Here is a 16408-nt window from a genome sequence, read left to right as displayed (position 1 = left end):
ACATGCGCCCCCCATGCACCCGCCGGGCAGCTGCCGCCGGCCTTTTGCTCTCCCAGCTTCTCTGGGGCTGCTCCCTGATCCCGGAACTGCCGCAGCCCCAGGCCGGACTGCCTGCCCAGTACCGGCCTGCCCTGCCTGGCGCCGGGACCCCCATCGACAGCAGTTCCTCGGCGGCGGCCCTGGGCTGGCGCCAGATGTTCCCCGATCCCCGCCTGCAGCAGCTCATCACCCTGGCCCTGGAACACAACCACGACCTGCGCCTGGCCCTGCTCCAGGTGGCCCAGCTCCAGGCCCAGTACGACATGGCGGGCAGCGCCCGGCTGCCTTCCCTGGAAGCAGGTCTGGGCGCCAGCCGCCAGCGCAGTTCCGCCGACGCCGAGACGAAGACAGGCATCAGCGATTCCCGCAGCGCCGCCCTGGGCATCACGGCCTTCGAAGTGGATCTGTTCGGTCGCGTCGGAGCCCTTTCGGAAGCTGCCTTCGCCCGCTACCTGGCCAGTGAGCACGGCCTGCGGGCGGCCCGTATCAGCCTGATCGGGGCGGTGGCCGAGGCCTATTTCGCCGAACGCCTGGCGGAGGAACAACTGCGTCTGACCGAACTGACCCTGGAAGACTGGCGCCAGTCCCTGGAACTGGCGCGCAAGCTGAAACTGGCCCAGCAGAACAGCGGCCTGGACGTGGCCCAGGCGGAAGGCCAGGTCGCTACCGCCGAAGCCGACCTGGAAAGCCGGCGCCGCGCCCTGGCCCAGGCCCGCCATGGCCTGGCCCTGCTGACAGGCACGCCCCAGCCCCCGGAACTGCCGCCCCCCCTGGCGCTGGATGCCCACCCGGTAATCACCCAACTGCCAGCCGGACTGCCCTCGGCCTTGCTGCTGCAACGTCCCGACCTGCTGCAGGCAGAACAATCCCTACGGGCGGCCAACGCGGATATCGGGGCTGCCCGGGCCGCCTTCTTCCCGCGCCTGCTGCTGACCCTCTCCGTAGGCGCCATCAGCCCCTCCTTCGGCTCGCTCTTCCAGGGCGATCACAGGACCTGGGCCTTCACGCCCCAGATCACCCAGCCCATCTTCACCGCCGGTCGCCTGCGGGCCGAACTGCGCCTGGCCGAACTGCGCCGCACCGCCGCCGTGGTCGAATACGAACGGGCCATCCAGGGAGCCTTCCGGGAGGTGCAGGACGGTCTGGCCGGTAGCGCCACCTTCGGCCGCCAGATCGAGGCGCAGGAAAAGACCGTGGCCAGTGCCGAGCGGCGCCGGGAGCTTTCCACCCTGCGTTACCGGGCCGGGCTGGACAGCCGCCTGGAACTGCTGGACGCCCAGCGCCAGGCCTACGGGGCCAGACTCGCCCTGCTGGAACTGCGGCGGGAGGAAATCCGCAATGCCATCGGGCTCTACAAGGCCCTGGGCGGCGGAGGGGAACAGGGTTGAGGCCGGGACAGGCCTACTTGCTGCCTTCGATGTAGTAATCGATGCGGCCCCGGGGAGCCAGGTATTCGACGGCATCCACGGGCAGGCGGGCGGGGCTGACGGCGGATTCCACCTTCAGGTCCGTGTCGCGCAGGTCCACCAGGATCGCCTCGTTCCGGGGCACGTCCGGGTCGTAGAGCATCACCAGAGGATGCAGCAGGTCGCCGGCATTGCTCTCCACCACCAGGCCCAGGGCGCCGTTGTCCAGCTGCACGAAACTGCCGGGAGGGAACACTCCCAGGGTCTTGACGAACTGCTGCAGCAGCTCCGGGTCGTAGCGCCCGCCCTCCTGGCGGAACATCTGCCCCAGGGCCTCGGCAGGCGTCCTGGCCTGCTTCAGGTCGAAGGGATTGCAGAGGTTGTCGTAACGGTTGGCGATGGCGACGATGCGGGCCAGGCGGGGAATCTTCTCCCCGGCCAGGCGGTTGGGAAAGCCGGCCCCGTCCCATTGCTCATGGTGGCAGGCGATGATGTTGCGGGCCGGGGTGAGCAGGTTCTTCATGCCCGCCACGGCCTTGATGCCGTAGCCCACGTGGGCCCGGTAGAACTCTTCCTCGGGCGGGGTGCGGCTGGCGGCCCGGAGGATGCGGGGCGGGATTTCCGCCTTGCCCGCATCGTGGAACAGGGCCCCCTGGCCCAGGCTCTTGAGCTCCTCGGCGGAAAGCTTGAGGCGCTGCCCCAGGAGCAGGGAGAGCACCATCACGTTCAGGGCGTGGAAGGCCAGGCCGTGGTCCTTGCCCTTCATGTTCACCAGATGAATGGCGACACTCTCGGCCCCGAGCAGGCCATCCACCAGGCGCGACACCATGGCCTGGGCCTTGTGGTGGGCCTCCTGGGGACGGGCGGCGATTTCCTTGAACACTTCGGAGGCGGACGCCGCCTCCTGCTCGAACTCCCGCTCCCGCCGGGCGAGCCGGTCCCGCTGGGCCTGGACCCGGGCGATGCGCTGGCGCTTCTCGTCCAGCATGCCCGCCAGGGCCATGCCGCCGAAGTCCAGCTCCCCCTCGTCGGTGCTGGGCTGCGGCAGGGGTTCGGCGCTGCTGCGGGCCGGGTCCCACTCCACCTGGCGGATGCCCATTTCCCGCAGGGCATGGATCTGCTTGTCGCTGACGATGCGGAACTGGTTGAGCAGGAAGGGATGGTTGAGCCAGCCCAGCTCCGCCAGGCAGATGAAGACCCCGGGCTGCAGGCGATCCACATCAACGGCGGGCATGGGCGCGCTCCATCCTGGGGTCAGGCAGCCGAGAGGCCCCGCTCCAGGTCAGCCTTGATGTCCTCCACCGCCTCCAGGCCCACGGCAATACGCAGCAGGCCTTCGGAAATGCCCGCATCCGCCCGGGCTTCCGGACTGATGCGGCCGTGGGTGGTGGTGGCCGGATGGGTGATGGTGGTCTTGGTGTCACCCAGGTTGGCGGTGATCGACAGGAGCCGGCAGGAATCCACCACCCGCCAGGCTTCAGCCCGGCTGCCCTGGACTTCGAAGCTGACGATGGCCCCGCCCAGGCGCTGCTGGCGCATGGCCAGGTCATGCTGGGGATGGGAGGCGAGCCCCGGGTAGAACACCCGGCTCACCCGGGGATGGGCTTCCAGCCAGGTGGCCAGGGCCAGGGCGTTGGCGGACTGGGCCTCGATGCGCAGCTTCAGGGTTTCCAGGCCCTTCAAGAGTACCCAGGCATTGAAGGCCGACAGGGTGGGGCCCGCCGTGCGCAGGTACTTGAACACTTCCTCGGTGTATTTCTTCGGGCCGCACACAGCGCCCCCCAGGACCCGGCCCTGACCATCCAGGTACTTGGTGGCCGAATGCACCACCAGGTCCGCCCCCAGCTCCAGGGGCCGCTGCAGGATGGGGGTGCAGAAGCAGTTGTCCACCGCCACCAGGATGTCGCGCCGGTGGGCGATCTCCGCCAGGGCGCGGATGTCTGCCACCTGGGTGAGGGGATTGGAGGGGGTCTCCAGGAAAAAGAGCCGGGTCTCGGGACGGATGGCCGCTTCCCAGGCCGACGGATCGGTCTGGGGCACGGTGGTGCAGCTGATGCCGCAGCGGGACAGGATGTTGCCGAACAGCTGCAGGGTGGCGCCGAACAGACCGTTGGAGGCGACGATGTGGTCACCGGCTTTCAGATGGGCCAGGCACAGGGCCATGATGGCCGACATGCCGCTCGCCGTGGCGACGCAGTCCTCGGCCCCTTCCAGGGCCGCCAGGCGCTGCTGGAACATGCTCACCGTGGGGTTGGAGAAGCGGGCGTAGACATTGCCGGCCTCCGCCCCGGAAAAGCGGGCGGCCGCCTGGGCGGCGTTCTCGAAGACGAAACTGGAGGTCAGGTACAGGGCTTCGGCGTGCTCGCCGAACTGGCTGCGCTCCTGGCCGGCGCGCACGGCCAGGGTTTCCAGCTGGTACTCAGTGTCCATCAGTCCTGCCCCTCGTCGGGGGCCAGGCCCAGCACCATCTGACGGGAACCGGTGCCGTCCTCGTCACTGGACTTGGCCTTGCCGTTGCGCTTGTTTTCCACGTGGTTCAGGTACTCGGGGGTCACGTCGCCGGTGATGTAGCAGCCGTTGAAGCAGGAGGTGTCGAACACCTTCAGGTCCGGGTTCAGGGCGGTGATGGAGGCCTCCAGGGCTTCCAGGTCCTGGTACACCAGAGCGTCGGCACCGATCTCCCGGGCGATTTCCTCGCCGGTGCGGTCGGTGGCGATCAGCTCCGCCCGGGTCGGCATGTCGATGCCGTACACGTTCGGGTAGCGCACCGGGGGCGCGGCGGAGGCGAAATACACCTTCAGGGCCCCGGCAGCCCGGGCCATTTCCACGATTTCCCGGCTGGTGGTGCCGCGCACGATGGAGTCATCCACCAGCAGCACCCGTTTGCCCTTGAATTCCTGGCCCACGGTATTGAGCTTCTGGCGCACGGACTTCTTGCGCATGGCCTGGCCGGGCATGATGAAGGTGCGGCCCACGTAGCGGTTCTTGACGAAGCCTTCCCGATAGGGAATGCCCAGCTTCTGGGCCAGCTGCATGGCGGAGGGGCGGCTGGAATCGGGGATGGGGATGACCACGTCGATCTCCTCCACCGGGATGAACTTCTTCACCTTCTCGGCCAGGAATTCCCCCATGGACAGCCGGGTTTCATAGACGGACACCCCGTCCATCATGGAATCGGGCCGGGCCAGGTAGACGTATTCGAAGATGCAGGGCGCCAGCATGGGCTTTTCGGCGCACTGGCGGGCGCTGAACTTCAGGTTCAGGTCGATGAACACGGCTTCGCCGGGGGCCACGTCGCGCATCACCTGGAACCCCAGGGTATCCAGGGTCACGGATTCGGAAGCCACCAGGTACTCGGTGCCGGCCATGGTTTCGTTGGTGCCCACCACCAGGGGACGAATGCCGTAGGGGTCCCGGAAGGCCAGGAGGCCATAGCCGGCAATCATGGCGACCACCGCGTAGGCGCCCTTGCAGCGCCGGTGCACCCCGGCCACGGCGGCAAAGATGGTGTCCAGGTCCAGCCGGGGACCCTTGGCATGGGCCTGAAGCTCATGGGCCAGCACGTTCAGGAGCACCTCCGAATCGGAATTGGTGTTCACATGACGCAGGTCCTGCTCGAACATCACCCGTTTCAATTCCTCGGAATTGGTCAGGTTGCCGTTGTGGGCCAGGGTGATGCCGAAGGGCGAATTGACGTAGAAGGGCTGGGCCTCGGCGAAGTTCCAGGCGGAACCAGCGGTCGGATAACGGCAGTGGCCGATACCCCAGTTGCCCGGCAGGGCCCGCATGTTGCGGGTGCGGAACACGTCCCGGACCAGGCCCGGGCCCTTGTGCAGGTGGAAGGTATGCCCTTCCGCCGTGGCGATCCCTGCTGCATCCTGCCCCCGGTGCTGCAGCACCATCAGGCCGTCATAGAGCAGCTGGTTGACCGGAGTGGTTGCGACTACACCCAAAATACCGCACATAGCAATTTCCTAACTATCTGAATTTAATTCGTTTCGCCACATCTTCGGGCAGCCACGGCCGGGCTGCCAGTACGGCGGTTTCCAGGGGCGGGGACAGCTGGGCCTGCAACCACCAGTTTTGTTTCGGCGCCGCGGTCATGCCGCCCACGGCCACCAGGATGAGTACGATCAGCAGGCCCCGGAGCAGGCCGAAGAACAGCCCCAGGAGCCGGTCGGACAAACCCAGCCCCAGGGCCCGAATCATGCTGCTGGCTGCCAGCCGTCCCAGGGACATGAGCACCAGGACGCCGATGAATACGGCCGCCCAGCCCGCCAGGGTGCGGATGGCCGGGTCGCTGATACCGGTAAACAGGGATTGCCCCAGCTGGGGCCCGAACTCCCGGGCGGCAAAGAAGGCCAGAATCCAGGCGGCCAGGGCGATCAGTTCGCCCACCACACCACGCCAGAGGCCCAGCAGCAGGGAGGCACCGACGATGGCGATGACCCCGTAATCGAAGAAGGTCATTATTTGGCAGCGACAACCCCGGAAACCCCGATGCGCTTCATTTTCTCGAGGGCCTTGTCAGCCGCCTCGCGGCTGGGGAAGGGGCCGGCACGGACACGGGTTTTCTTGCCCTGGGGCGAATCCAGGGGTTCGGTATAGACCTTGATCCCCAGCTCCCCGAGCTTGGTCTTGATGTTCTGCACATTGGCCTCATTGGCAAAGGCCCCGATCAGCACCACATGGGGCCCCTTGCCGGCCGGCTCGGCCGCAGCCGGCTCGTTGCCCGCCAGGATGGCCGCCGCCCGTTTGGCCTCGTCGTTGTCCACCTTGGCCGGCTTGGGCTCCGGCTTGCTTTCCGGTTTGCTGGCAGGCTTCGCCTCCGGCTTCACCGGGGGTTTGGCTTCAGGCTTGGATTCGGGTTTGCTCTCCGGCTTTGCCGCCGGTTTGGGCGGCTCGGCCCGGGCCGGCACGGTCTCGATCACCTGGGCCACGGGCCTGGCCGGGGGGGCGGGCTGAGGGTCGGCCTGGGGCGCAGTCACGGGGACAGGCACCGGCGGCGGCACCACGGCGGGCAGAGCCGCGGCCGGTGCCGACTGGGGCGCCGGAACTTCCTGGGGCACGGGCACAGCCGCCAGACTGGGCTGGAAGGGCTTGCCATCCTGGCCTGGGATGCGGATTTCCACCTCCTGGGCCGGGGGCTTGGGCTCCTGGTCCATGACCATGGGCAGCACCAGGGCGGCCAGGGCGGCAAAGGCCACGGCCCCCACCAGGCGGCGGCGGGCCTTTTTCTTGATTTGCAGCTGGACGTCGTCAGCGTCGATCATGCTTGGGGTTTTCCTTGGCCTCCGGGGCCCTCGTCCCGCGTCACTCATCCCCTGCCCAGGGCCCGCAGGGCGCCGGCCACCGTGTAGAAGGATCCGAAGGCGAGGATTCTATCATTTTCACCCGCCAGTTCCTGCGCCGCAGCAAGGGCCGCGGCCGGGTCCGGGTGGCAGCTCCAGGACACGCCGGGATCCGCCTCCGCCACTTGGGCCGCCAGGGCCTCGGCCTTGAGCCCCCGGGGGCCTTCCAGGTCGGCCAGGAACCAGTGGCTGATCCGGCCCCGCAGGGCGGCCATGCTGCCGGCCACATCCTTGTCCGCCAGCATGCCCAGCACCGCGTAGGTCTTGTCGAAAAAGCCCATGCCCCCCAGGTTTTCGGCCAGCACCCCCAGGGCCTGGGGGTTGTGCCCCACGTCCAGGACGATGGCCGGGCGCCCCGGCAGGACCTGGAAGCGGCCGGGAATGTCCGTATGGATCAGCCCCTCCCGGATCGCCTGCATGGAGACCGGCAGCTGGCTCGCCAGAGCATCCAGGGCAGCAATCACCAGGGCCGCATTCTTCAGCTGCACCCCGCCCCGCAGACCCGGGTAGGCCAGGCTGCGGCGCTGCATGCTGCCATCGGCCCGGCGCCCCCAGTAGCGCCACTGGAGCCGGTTCTCGTCATCCTTCTGGAAACCGAAATCCCGGCCGATCAGTTGCAGCGGGCTCCCCAGCCGGGCCGCATGGGCCACCAGGCTGGCGGGGGGATCGGCGTCGCCGCACAGGGCCGGCCGGCCGGCCCGGAAAATGCCGGCCTTCTCGAAGCCTATGGATTCCCGGTCCGGCCCCAGCCAGTCCTGGTGATCCAGGTCCACGGTGGTCACCAGGGCCAGGTCGGGATCATAGAGATTGACGGCGTCCAGGCGTCCGCCCAAGCCCACTTCCAGCACCAGCACCTCGCAGCCGGCCGCGGCAAAGAGCTGCCAGGCCGCCAGGGTGCCGAACTCGAAATAGGTGAGGAACACGCCCGCCGCCTGACGGGCCGCCTCCACCTGGGCAAAGGCGGCGCACAGGGCGGCATCGTCGGCCGGTACGCCCTGGAGGCGCACCCGTTCGTTGTAGTGGAGCAGATGGGGAGAGGTGTAACAGCCCACCCGGTAGCCGGCCCGGTGCAGGATGGATTCCAGGTAGGCCACCGTGGAACCCTTGCCATTGGTGCCGGCCACGGTGATCACCGGGCAGAAGGGGGCCTGCCCCAGGGCCTGGCTCACCTGACGGACCCGCTCCAGACCCAGTTCGATGCCGGCCTGGCCTCGGGGATGCAGGCTTTCCAGATGTTGCAGCCAGCCCGCCAGGTCGGCGGGTTGGCCGGGGCTTGCCTGAGTCATGCGGCGGCGGGAAGTTTCTGCAGCAGGGCCAGCAGCTGGGCCACCCGGTCGCGCATCTCGCGGCGATCCACGATCATGTCCACAGCCCCCTTTTCCAGCAGGAACTCGGAACGCTGGAAGCCTTCCGGCAGTTTTTCCCGCACGGTCTGCTCGATCACCCGGGGACCAGCAAAGCCGATCAGGGCGCCGGGCTCGGCGATCACCACGTCACCGACGAAGGCGAAGGAGGCGGAAACCCCGCCCATGGTGGGGTCGGTGAGGATGGAAAGGAAGGGCAGCCCGGCTTCGGAAAGCTTGCTCAGGGCCGCCGTGGTCTTGGCCATCTGCATCAGGGAGAACAGGCCTTCCTGCATGCGGGCGCCGCCGGAGGCGGTGATGCAGATGAAGGGGATGTTCTGCTCCAGGGCCACCCGGACCCCGCGCACGAACCGCTCACCCAGGACCGAGCCCATGGACCCGCCCATGAAGTCGAACTCGAAGCAGGCCACCACAACGGGCAGGGTCTTTATGCTGCCCTGCATGACCACCATGGAGTCGCTTTCGCCGGAACTTTCGCTGGCATCCTTGAGGCGGGCCGGATAGGTCTTGCTGTCCTTGAACTTGAGGCTGTCGGTGGGCAGCACCTCGGCGCCGATTTCCTGACGGCCTTCCGGGTCCAGCAGGATGTCCAGCCGCTGGCGGGCCTTGAGACGATGATGGTGGCCGCACTTGGGGCAGACCTGCAGATTGCTTTCCAGGTCGGTGGCATAGAGCACCGCCTCGCAGGCCGGGCACTTGCTCCACAACCCTTCGGGCAGGTTGCTGCGCCGCTGGGCACCCTGTTCGCGCTTGATCTTGGGGGGCAGAAGCTTGTTCAGCCAGCTCATGTGGGACTCCCTACGCTATCCACACCCCGGCGCAGTTCGCGCACCAGGGCTTCCACCCGGGCCAGCTCCTCGCCGGCCGGGGATTTTTCCAGTTCTTCGATGATGCGGCTGCCCACCACCACGGCATCTGCCACCTGGGCCATCTGGGCGGCCGTGGCCGCATCGCGGATGCCGAAGCCGACCCCCACGGGCAGGCCGACAACGGCGCGGATCTCGGGAATCCGGGCCGCCACCTCGGCGATGTTGAGCTGCCCGGAGCCGGTCACCCCCTTCAGGGAGACGTAGTAGACATAGCCATGGGCCAGCCGGCCCACCTGCTCGAAACGGGCCGGGGTGGAGGTGGGGGCCAGCAGGAAGATGGGGTCCATGGACTGGTCGAGCATGGCCCGGGCGAAGGCCTCGGATTCCTCGGGCGGGTAATCCACCACCAGCACCCCATCCACGCCAGCGTCCAGGGCCGCCTTGGCAAAGGTCTCCAGGCCCATGGCCTCGATGGGGTTGGCGTAGCCCATCAGTACCACCGGGGTTTCGCTGTTGTCAGCGCGGAAGTTGGCCACCGCTTCCAGCACCTTGCGCAGGTTCATGCCGTTGGCCAGGGCCTTTTCGGAAGAGCGCTGGATGGTGGGTCCATCGGCCATGGGGTCCGAGAACGGCACCCCCAGTTCGATGATGTCGGCGCCTGCTTCCACCAGGGCGTGCATCACGGGCACGGTCAGATCCAGCCGGGGAAAGCCGGCGGTGACAAAGGGAATCAGGGCCTTCTTGCCGCGGGCCTGAAGGGCGTCGAAAGTGTTCTTGATGCGTGACATGGTCAGAATTGGATCCCGGATTTTTCGGCCACGGTATGCATGTCCTTGTCCCCGCGGCCGGAGAGGTTGACCAGCAGCACCTGATCCCTGGGCAGGGAGGGCGCCAGCTTCATGGCGTGGGCCAGGGCATGGGAGGATTCCAGGGCGGGAATGATGCCCTCGAAGCGGCACAGGTCATGGAAGGCCTGCAGGGCTTCGGCATCGGTGGCGGCCACGTACTCGGCCCGGCCACTGTCTTTCAGCCAGGCGTGTTCGGGGCCGACGCCCGGGTAATCGAGGCCGGCGGAAATGGAGTGGGTCTCGATGATCTGGCCGTCCTCGTCCTGCATCAGGTAGGTGCGGTTGCCGTGCAGCACGCCCACCTTGGCGTTGGCGGTCAGGGGCGCGGCGTGGCGCCCGGTCTCGATGCCCTCCCCGGCCGCCTCGACGCCGATCAGCTTGACCGATTCGTACGGAATGTAGGGATGGAAGATGCCGATGGCGTTGGAGCCGCCGCCCACGGCAGCAATCACCGCGTCTGGCTGGCGTCCCAGCATTTCCGGCATCTGGGTCAGGCATTCCTTGCCGATCACGGTCTGGAAATCCCGCACCATGGCCGGGTAAGGATGGGGACCGGCGACGGTGCCGATGATGTAGAAGGTGTTCTCGATGTTGGTGACCCAGTCGCGCATGGCTTCGTTCAAGGCATCCTTGAGGGTCTTGGAGCCGGACTCCACGGGCACCACGGTGGCGCCCAGGAGCTTCATGCGATAGACGTTGGCAGCCTGGCGCTTGACGTCCTCGGAGCCCATATACACCACGCACTCGAAGCCGTAGCGGGCCGCCACGGTGGCGGTGGCCACCCCGTGCTGGCCGGCGCCGGTCTCGGCGATGACCCGGGGCTTGCCCATGCGCTTGGCGAGCAGGGCCTGGCCGATGCAGTTATTCACCTTGTGGGCGCCGGTGTGGTTCAGGTCTTCCCGCTTCAGGTAGATCTGGGCGCCGCCCAGCTTCTCGGACAGGCGCTTGGCGTGGTAGATGGGGCTGGGACGGCCCACGTAGTGCTTGAGTTCGTATTCGAACTCGGCCTGGAAGGCCGGATCCGCCTGGGCGGCGGCGTAGGCACGCTGCAATTCGCCCAGGGCGGCAATCAGGGTTTCGGCCACAAAAACCCCGCCGTAGGGACCGAAATGGCCTCGGTCGTCGGGCAGGTTGTAGTTCTGCATGGAAAGACTCCTAGGTTGCGCAGCCAGGTCAGCCCTGGTCTGCCGCCCGCACCGCCGCGACAAAATCGGCCATGCGCTGATGATCCTTGATGCCCTTGGCGGCCTCGACGCCGCTGGACACGTCCACGGCCACGGGGCGCACGCGGCGCACTGCGTCGCCCACGTTGTCCGGATTCAGGCCGCCGGACAATATCACGGGCAGGTCCAGTTGCGGCGGGATCAGGCGCCAGTCGAAGACATGGCCGCCACCGCCGTAGCCTTCCACGAAGGCATCCAGCAACAGGGCCCGGGCCCCGCCGAAATCGGCCGCGTATTGTACCAAATCCAGCCCCGGCTGAACCCGGGCCGCCCGGATGTAGGGCCTCCCCCAGCGGCTGCAGTCCGTCGGGCTTTCGTCCCCATGGAACTGCAGCAGGTTCAAGGGCACCTGTTCCAGGCTGGCTGCCAGCCGGGCCGGGGTCTCATTAACAAAAAGCCCCACGGCCATGACGAAAGGCGGCAGGCGGCGCACCAGGGCGGCAGCCTGCTCGGGAGTCACGTAGCGGGGACTTTTGGGATAGAACACGAAACCGATGGCATCGGCCCCTGCCGCCACGGCGGCGTCCACGTCCTCGGGACGGGTCAGGCCGCAAATCTTGATTCGGGTACGCCCGGGGGCCTTGATCATGGTGACCTCAGAACAGGGAGAGCATGCTGGGCTCGGGAAGCTCGAAAGCGGGATCATAACGGGGACCCAGGAAGTACAGGCCATCAGGGGTGAAGGTCATGGCCGAACAGCTGCGATCGCAGCTCTCCAGCACCGTCTTCAGGTGGCTGGCCGGCCAGGCCCCCTTGCCGACGAACAGCAGGTTGCCCACCAGGTTGCGCACCATGTGATGCAAGAAGGCATTGGCTTCGAACTCGAAGATGAACAGCTCCCCATCCTGGCGCACCTCGGCCTGGGTCAGCAGCTTCACCGGAGTCTTGGCCTGGCACTCGGCGGCCCGGAAGGCGGAGAAATCATGCCAGCCCAGCAGGCACTGGGCGGCCTCCTGCATGGGCTGCAGCTCCAGGGGGGGATGAAACCAGCCCACCCGACCGGCCCACAACCCCGGACGCTGGGGCCGGTTCAGGAGCAGATAGCGGTAACGGCGCCGGCAGGCCGAGTAACGGGCATGGAAGCCCTCCTCCACCTCCCGGGCCCAGCGCACCGCCATGGCCGGCGGCAGCAGGCAATTCACGCCCCGCACCCAGGCCGACAGGGGACGCTGGGCCGTGGTATCGAAATGCACCACCTGGTAGGCCGCATGCACCCCGGTGTCGGTGCGGCCCGCGACCTGGGTGCTGACCGGATGGTTGGCAATCTGCGCCAGGGCCAGCTCCAGGGATTCCTGCAGGGTGGGCAGGGCCTTCTGCCGCTGCCAGCCGTGAAAGGGCCGGCCATCGTATTCCAACCCCAGGACTATGCGAGCCAAGACAGCCCCCCCGCCAGCAGGATGCCGCCCGACAGCAGCAGGCAAGCGGAGTCCCGGGCCTGCCAGGGCGGCAGGGCCACGATCACCGGCGCCAGTTCCCCCGCCACGGGCTGGGGCGCCAGCCATTGGCGCCAGCCCTGCCGGGCCGGCATCTGTTCCATGTACTCCAGCACCAGGGAAAGGCGCACCACGCTCCGGTCCATGGGCACCCCCAGGATCTGGAAAGGGCGCAGCAGAAACCACAAGCCCCCCATCAGGGCCTGATGGGGCAGCGGTACCAGCAGCCAGGCCAGGCCGCCCAGCAGCACCAGGAGGCGCAGCACATGCAGGGTGGCCTCGGCCAGCCCCTCATGGCTGGGCAGCCACTCCAGCCCCCAGGGACTGGGGCCCGGCAGGCCATAGGCAAAGACCAGGAACAGGGTGAGCAGCAGGATGCGGGTGCGCCTGAACAGGCGCCACCAATGCCGGCGCAAGCCCTCTCCGGCGAGCAGCAGGCCCAGCCCGAGCAGCACCAGGACCGGCCCGGGAGCCAGTTGCAGGAATACGGCCAGGAGCAGCCAGATCAGCAGACGGGCAGCAGGATGAAGAAAGGAAAGCAACAGGCAGGCCTCAAAAGAACATAGCCCCTTGCGGGGCTATGGTTGCGCTGGGCGGATTATACGGTTCAGGCGCTCAACCGGTCCAGGGTGGCCCGGGCCTGGGCTACCTGGTCCGGCGCCCCTTCACTCAGCACTTCGCCGAGCAATTCCCGGGCGCCTTCCAGATCGCCCATGTCCTCGTAGGCCTTGGCCAGATCCAGCTTGGTATTGACCTCCTCGCGCCGGGCGTCGGGAACTTCCCCGCCAGCTGCGCCAGCACCAGGCGCCGAAGCAGCCGCCTCACTCCCCAGATCCAGATCGATGCCGGACAGGTCGAAGCCGCCACCACCGGGATTGCCAAGGATGGTGGAATCCGTCAGGCGCACATCGAACTCCATGTCCTCATCAGGCTCCAGGGACATCACCTGGGTCTTGGTCATATCTTCCTCTTTCGCGGCAGGCAGACCTGCCTGCAATTCGGGGGTTGCGGGGGCCACGGTTTCCGGCACGCTCAATTCGAAGTCCAGCAGGCCAGGCTCCTGGGGCGCGGCAGCAACGGGCTCGGGAGCGGTCACGGCGGCCTTGAAGTCGGCCCCTACCAGGGTCTCCGCACCGGACATCCGGGCCACATCGCTATCCACCAGGGTTCCCTCGGGGGTAAAGCTGGCATCGGCAGCTTCGACCTGGGTTCCCAGATCGAAGTCCATGGCCTCCAGGGCAGCATCGGGATTGACCATGGTGGCGGACATGTCGGCCCGGCCGGAGATTTCCCCGGGCGCAGCCTCCAGATCGAAGTCCAGGGCGCCTTCGGCGGCCAGATCGGCATTGGTGATGGTATCCACGAACCCATCCGCTTCGGCTTCGGGGGCTGCCGGAGCCGAAGCCCCGGGTGCAGCACCGCCCAGATCGAAGTCCAGCACGCCGGAATCGGCAGGCTCCTCTTCCTGGGGCAGGGACAGGAGCGGGTCTTCCGCCATGGGCTGGGTCTTGGTGACGAAGTCGAAGCTGGGCTCAGGCAGCGGTTCCGGCTCATAGACAGGAGCCGGTTCGGGCGCCAGGGCCGCCAGGGCGTCGGGAGACTTCACCACCAGGGTGGCATCGGCATCGAAGGTCGGCACGGCCGCAGCGGCAGCCGCCAGGGCAGCGGCAGCTCCTTGGGCAGCCCCCCCGGCAGCACCTACACCGCCATAGATGGGGTTGGAAGGATCAAGACCCCGCCCCAGGGCGGCAACCTTGTCCCATTCCGGCCCATGACCACCGGTCTGGGCGTAGAGCTCCGTCGCCAGGGTCTCGAACTGCTTGACACTCTTGCGGTTGGCGTAAATCTCCAGCAGCTTGCTGTGGATGGCCGTACGCTGGGGATCCTTCTGCAGGGCGTCCAGGAGGATTTCTTCTGCCTGGGCATCCCGGCCATAGGCCATGTACACGTCAGCCTCGGCGACCGGGTCCACCTCGTCCGTATCGATGGCTCCAGGCCCAGCCTGGCTGAAATCAGTGGTGGGCGGCGTGGTGTGGGTGGTATCCACACTCTGGCCGCCGGCAGTCTGGAAGACCGAGTTGGGCCCAAGGGTGGAGGTGGGCTCGGGCAGCTCCTGGGACAGGGTGTCCGTCTGGGCCTGGGCCTTGCCCTTGCGGCGGCGGATGAAGAGGTAACCCAGCAGGGCAGCCAGCACCCCACCACCACCGACGACCGGCAGCAGATCCATGTCGTCGAAGAAGCCGGGCTCCTCCACCGGCGGAGGCGGCGGCGGGGCAGGTTTCTTGGCGGCAGGCGCGGGCGCCTCCGGCTTGGGGGCTTCCACAGGTTTGGGGGCTTCCGCCTCGGCAGGCTTGGCAGCCTCGCCAGCTTCCGCTGGCGTATCGGCCTTCGGAGCCTCCTGGGGCGCAGCAGCCTCCGGCTTCACTTCCGGCTTGGGTTCGGGAGCCGGGGTGGGCGCTGCTTCGGGCTTGGCCTCCACCTGGGGCTTGGGTGCAGCAGCTTCAGGTTTGACCTCAGTCTTGACCTCGGGCTTGGCTACCGGCTTTTCTTCGGGCTTGCTGACCGGGGGCACAGCGGGAGCAACCGGGGCAGCACTGGCCTGGGGCTTCCTGGCAAGCTGCTTCTGCATCTCGGCCAGGCTCTGGTTCTTCATTTCCAGGAGCTTCTGCAGTTCGGCCACGTTCTTTTCCAGGGCCACCAGACGCTCCTGGGACTCCTTCAGGGCCTTCTCCTTGGCGATCAGGTCCTCTTCGGACGCCCCGCCCTTGCCTGCAGCCGCCTTGTTGGTGCGGGACACCTTGACCTGATCCTTGCCCTGCTCGGCCGGAGGCAGCTTCTCCTCCACCTTGGCGCTCACCTTGCCGGAAGAGGCCCGGCTGCCGGACTCCTCGGCCACCGGCGCACCTTCGGCAGCGCTCGCCACCTTGCGCCGGTAGCTGTTCCAGTCAGAGGACTGGGCCCGGAACACCTTGCGCGCCTCCTCCTCGGGAATGGCGGCCACATCGGCCTGGGCGGGCATCTGCAGCACGGCACCGGCCCGCAGCCGGTTCATGTTCTTGCCATTGAAGGCGTCCGCGTTGTTGCGGTACAGGGCCACCAGCATCTGCTCCAGGGAAACCCCGGCCGGCAGGTTTTCGGTGGCGATACGGCGCAGGGTCTCACCCGGCTTGACCACATGTTCGCCAGCAGCGCCCGTGGCCTTGGGAGCCGGCTTGGCCGCAGCCCCGTCGGCAGGCTGTTCGGCTTTCTCGGCAGGCTTGTCGGCGGGTTTCTCCGGGGCTTTCTCGGGCGCCGCCTTGTCAGCACTGCGCCCGCCCGTTTTGGCAGCCGGAGCCGGTTTGCCGGGCTTGCTGATCAGCTCACCCTGCTCGGTACCCGCCGGCAGCACCGGTACGGTACGGGCTTCCACCACCGCCTGGCGGCGGGAGGCCTGGGCAGCCACCTCGGGAGGGTCCAGCAGGAAGGTGTATTCCCGCACCAGACGACCGGCCGGCCAGTTCAGCTCGACCAGAAAGTCCAGGAAAGGATCGTTGATGGGCTTGTCCGAGGTCACCTTGATCACGGTGCCGCCAGCCCGCTTTTCCACGGCAAAGCGCAGCTGCAGGAGACTGGTGGAGTAATCCACACCGGCTTGCCGGAAGGATTCCACGGGAGCCAGGCGCGCCGTCATGCCGGGCAGTTCCTCCCGGGTGGCAGAGACCTGAACCTCCGCGCGCAAGGGCTGGCCCAGGGCGGAATAGACCGTGATACGCCCCAGGCCGGCTGCATCAGCCCACATGGGAGTCAAGGACAAACTCGAGGCCAGGGCCAAGGCCATGACACTGTGCTTGCTGGAAAGGGAGTATTTTTTATTCACGCTGCCACCCTGAGCGCCGAAATCGACGTTTTAAAATAACATCATGCACTTAGCCGTGCAAGCTAACCTTTGTTCTGAA

At 67.4% G+C, this 16408-nt stretch carries 14 protein-coding genes; 1 reads left to right on the top strand and 13 read right to left on the bottom strand.

What is annotated here, in order from left to right:
• Positions 1–2: 2 nt before the first annotated feature.
• A complete protein-coding gene (locus tag G474_RS0112455) occupies positions 3–1427 on the top strand; it encodes an efflux transporter outer membrane subunit (protein ID WP_043464276.1) in 1425 nt (474 codons plus the stop codon).
• Between the two features lie 13 nt (positions 1428–1440).
• Here G474_RS0112455 and G474_RS0112450 read toward each other — a convergent pair whose 3' ends face one another.
• From G474_RS0112450 to G474_RS0112390, 13 genes are all read right to left on the bottom strand, one after another.
• A complete protein-coding gene (locus G474_RS0112450; RefSeq protein WP_026687267.1) occupies positions 1441–2679 on the bottom strand; it encodes a cyclic di-GMP phosphodiesterase in 1239 nt (412 codons plus the stop codon).
• A 20-nt stretch (positions 2680–2699) separates the two neighbouring features.
• Positions 2700–3875, bottom strand: a complete 1176-nt coding sequence (locus G474_RS0112445) for an O-succinylhomoserine sulfhydrylase (protein ID WP_026687266.1) — start codon at positions 3873–3875, stop codon at positions 2700–2702.
• On the bottom strand, positions 3875–5410 hold the full coding sequence (gene purF / locus G474_RS0112440; protein ID WP_026687265.1) for an amidophosphoribosyltransferase: 1536 nt from the start codon (positions 5408–5410) through the stop codon (positions 3875–3877). Before purF ends, G474_RS0112445 begins: the two co-directional genes overlap by 1 nt.
• 13 nt (positions 5411–5423) lie before the next feature.
• Entirely contained in the window at positions 5424–5915 is a 492-nt protein-coding gene (locus tag G474_RS0112435) for a CvpA family protein (protein ID WP_026687264.1), read from the bottom strand.
• On the bottom strand, positions 5915–6718 hold the full coding sequence (locus tag G474_RS24440) for an SPOR domain-containing protein (RefSeq protein WP_026687263.1): 804 nt from the start codon (positions 6716–6718) through the stop codon (positions 5915–5917). The genes G474_RS0112435 and G474_RS24440 overlap by 1 nt, the downstream gene beginning before the upstream one ends.
• A 44-nt stretch (positions 6719–6762) precedes the next feature.
• Positions 6763–8082, bottom strand: coding sequence for a bifunctional tetrahydrofolate synthase/dihydrofolate synthase (folC, locus tag G474_RS0112425; protein ID WP_043464273.1), 1320 nt, complete (start codon positions 8080–8082; stop codon positions 6763–6765).
• A complete protein-coding gene (gene accD / locus G474_RS0112420; protein WP_026687261.1) occupies positions 8079–8948 on the bottom strand; it encodes an acetyl-CoA carboxylase, carboxyltransferase subunit beta in 870 nt (289 codons plus the stop codon). The genes folC and accD overlap by 4 nt, the downstream gene beginning before the upstream one ends.
• Positions 8945–9757 carry a tryptophan synthase subunit alpha gene (trpA, locus tag G474_RS0112415; RefSeq protein ID WP_026687260.1) on the bottom strand — a complete coding sequence of 271 codons (813 nt, stop codon included), beginning with the start codon at positions 9755–9757 and terminating at the stop codon, positions 8945–8947. Before trpA ends, accD begins: the two co-directional genes overlap by 4 nt.
• Positions 9758–9759: 2 nt before the next feature.
• Complete coding sequence (gene trpB / locus G474_RS0112410) at positions 9760–10962, bottom strand: tryptophan synthase subunit beta (RefSeq protein WP_026687259.1); 1203 nt, start codon at positions 10960–10962, stop codon at positions 9760–9762.
• 28 nt (positions 10963–10990) lie between these two features.
• Positions 10991–11629: a phosphoribosylanthranilate isomerase gene (locus G474_RS0112405; protein ID WP_026687258.1), complete on the bottom strand. Its 639-nt coding sequence runs from the start codon at positions 11627–11629 to the stop codon at positions 10991–10993.
• A gap of 7 nt (positions 11630–11636) precedes the next feature.
• On the bottom strand, positions 11637–12416 hold the full coding sequence (truA, locus tag G474_RS0112400; RefSeq protein WP_026687257.1) for a tRNA pseudouridine(38-40) synthase TruA: 780 nt from the start codon (positions 12414–12416) through the stop codon (positions 11637–11639).
• A complete protein-coding gene (locus G474_RS20655) occupies positions 12404–13015 on the bottom strand; it encodes a hypothetical protein (protein WP_051282263.1) in 612 nt (203 codons plus the stop codon). Before G474_RS20655 ends, truA begins: the two co-directional genes overlap by 13 nt.
• A gap of 65 nt (positions 13016–13080) precedes the next feature.
• Positions 13081–16251 (bottom strand): motility hub landmark protein FimV, encoded by a 3171-nt coding sequence (locus G474_RS0112390; RefSeq protein ID WP_051282262.1) that lies wholly within the window; start codon positions 16249–16251, stop codon positions 13081–13083.
• Positions 16252–16408 lie beyond the last annotated feature (157 nt).

It is taken from the genome of Azovibrio restrictus DSM 23866 (assembly GCF_000429665.1).
Taxonomy (GTDB): domain Bacteria; phylum Pseudomonadota; class Gammaproteobacteria; order Burkholderiales; family Rhodocyclaceae; genus Azovibrio; species Azovibrio restrictus.
Note: the sequence above shows the minus strand (reverse complement) of the source record. Positions and strands in the feature narration are given on the sequence as shown.

What these genes read in the sequence shown, in the direction of transcription:
- trpB (WP_026687259.1), bottom strand. Translation starts at nt 10,962, where the DNA reads ATGCAGAACTACAACCTGCCCGACGACCGAGGCCATTTCGGTCCCTAC.
- trpA (WP_026687260.1), bottom strand. Translation starts at nt 9,757, where the DNA reads ATGTCACGCATCAAGAACACTTTCGACGCCCTTCAGGCCCGCGGCAAG.
- accD (WP_026687261.1), bottom strand. Translation starts at nt 8,948, where the DNA reads ATGAGCTGGCTGAACAAGCTTCTGCCCCCCAAGATCAAGCGCGAACAG.
- G474_RS0112445 (WP_026687266.1), bottom strand. Translation starts at nt 3,875, where the DNA reads ATGGACACTGAGTACCAGCTGGAAACCCTGGCCGTGCGCGCCGGCCAG.
- G474_RS0112455 (WP_043464276.1), top strand. Translation starts at nt 3, where the DNA reads ATGCGCCCCCCATGCACCCGCCGGGCAGCTGCCGCCGGCCTTTTGCTC.
- folC (WP_043464273.1), bottom strand. Translation starts at nt 8,082, where the DNA reads ATGACTCAGGCAAGCCCCGGCCAACCCGCCGACCTGGCGGGCTGGCTG.
- G474_RS0112405 (WP_026687258.1), bottom strand. Translation starts at nt 11,629, where the DNA reads ATGATCAAGGCCCCCGGGCGTACCCGAATCAAGATTTGCGGCCTGACC.
- G474_RS24440 (WP_026687263.1), bottom strand. Translation starts at nt 6,718, where the DNA reads ATGATCGACGCTGACGACGTCCAGCTGCAAATCAAGAAAAAGGCCCGC.
- purF (WP_026687265.1), bottom strand. Translation starts at nt 5,410, where the DNA reads ATGTGCGGTATTTTGGGTGTAGTCGCAACCACTCCGGTCAACCAGCTG.
- G474_RS0112435 (WP_026687264.1), bottom strand. Translation starts at nt 5,915, where the DNA reads ATGACCTTCTTCGATTACGGGGTCATCGCCATCGTCGGTGCCTCCCTG.
- G474_RS0112450 (WP_026687267.1), bottom strand. Translation starts at nt 2,679, where the DNA reads ATGCCCGCCGTTGATGTGGATCGCCTGCAGCCCGGGGTCTTCATCTGC.
- G474_RS0112390 (WP_051282262.1), bottom strand. Translation starts at nt 16,251, where the DNA reads ATGTGGGCTGATGCAGCCGGCCTGGGGCGTATCACGGTCTATTCCGCC.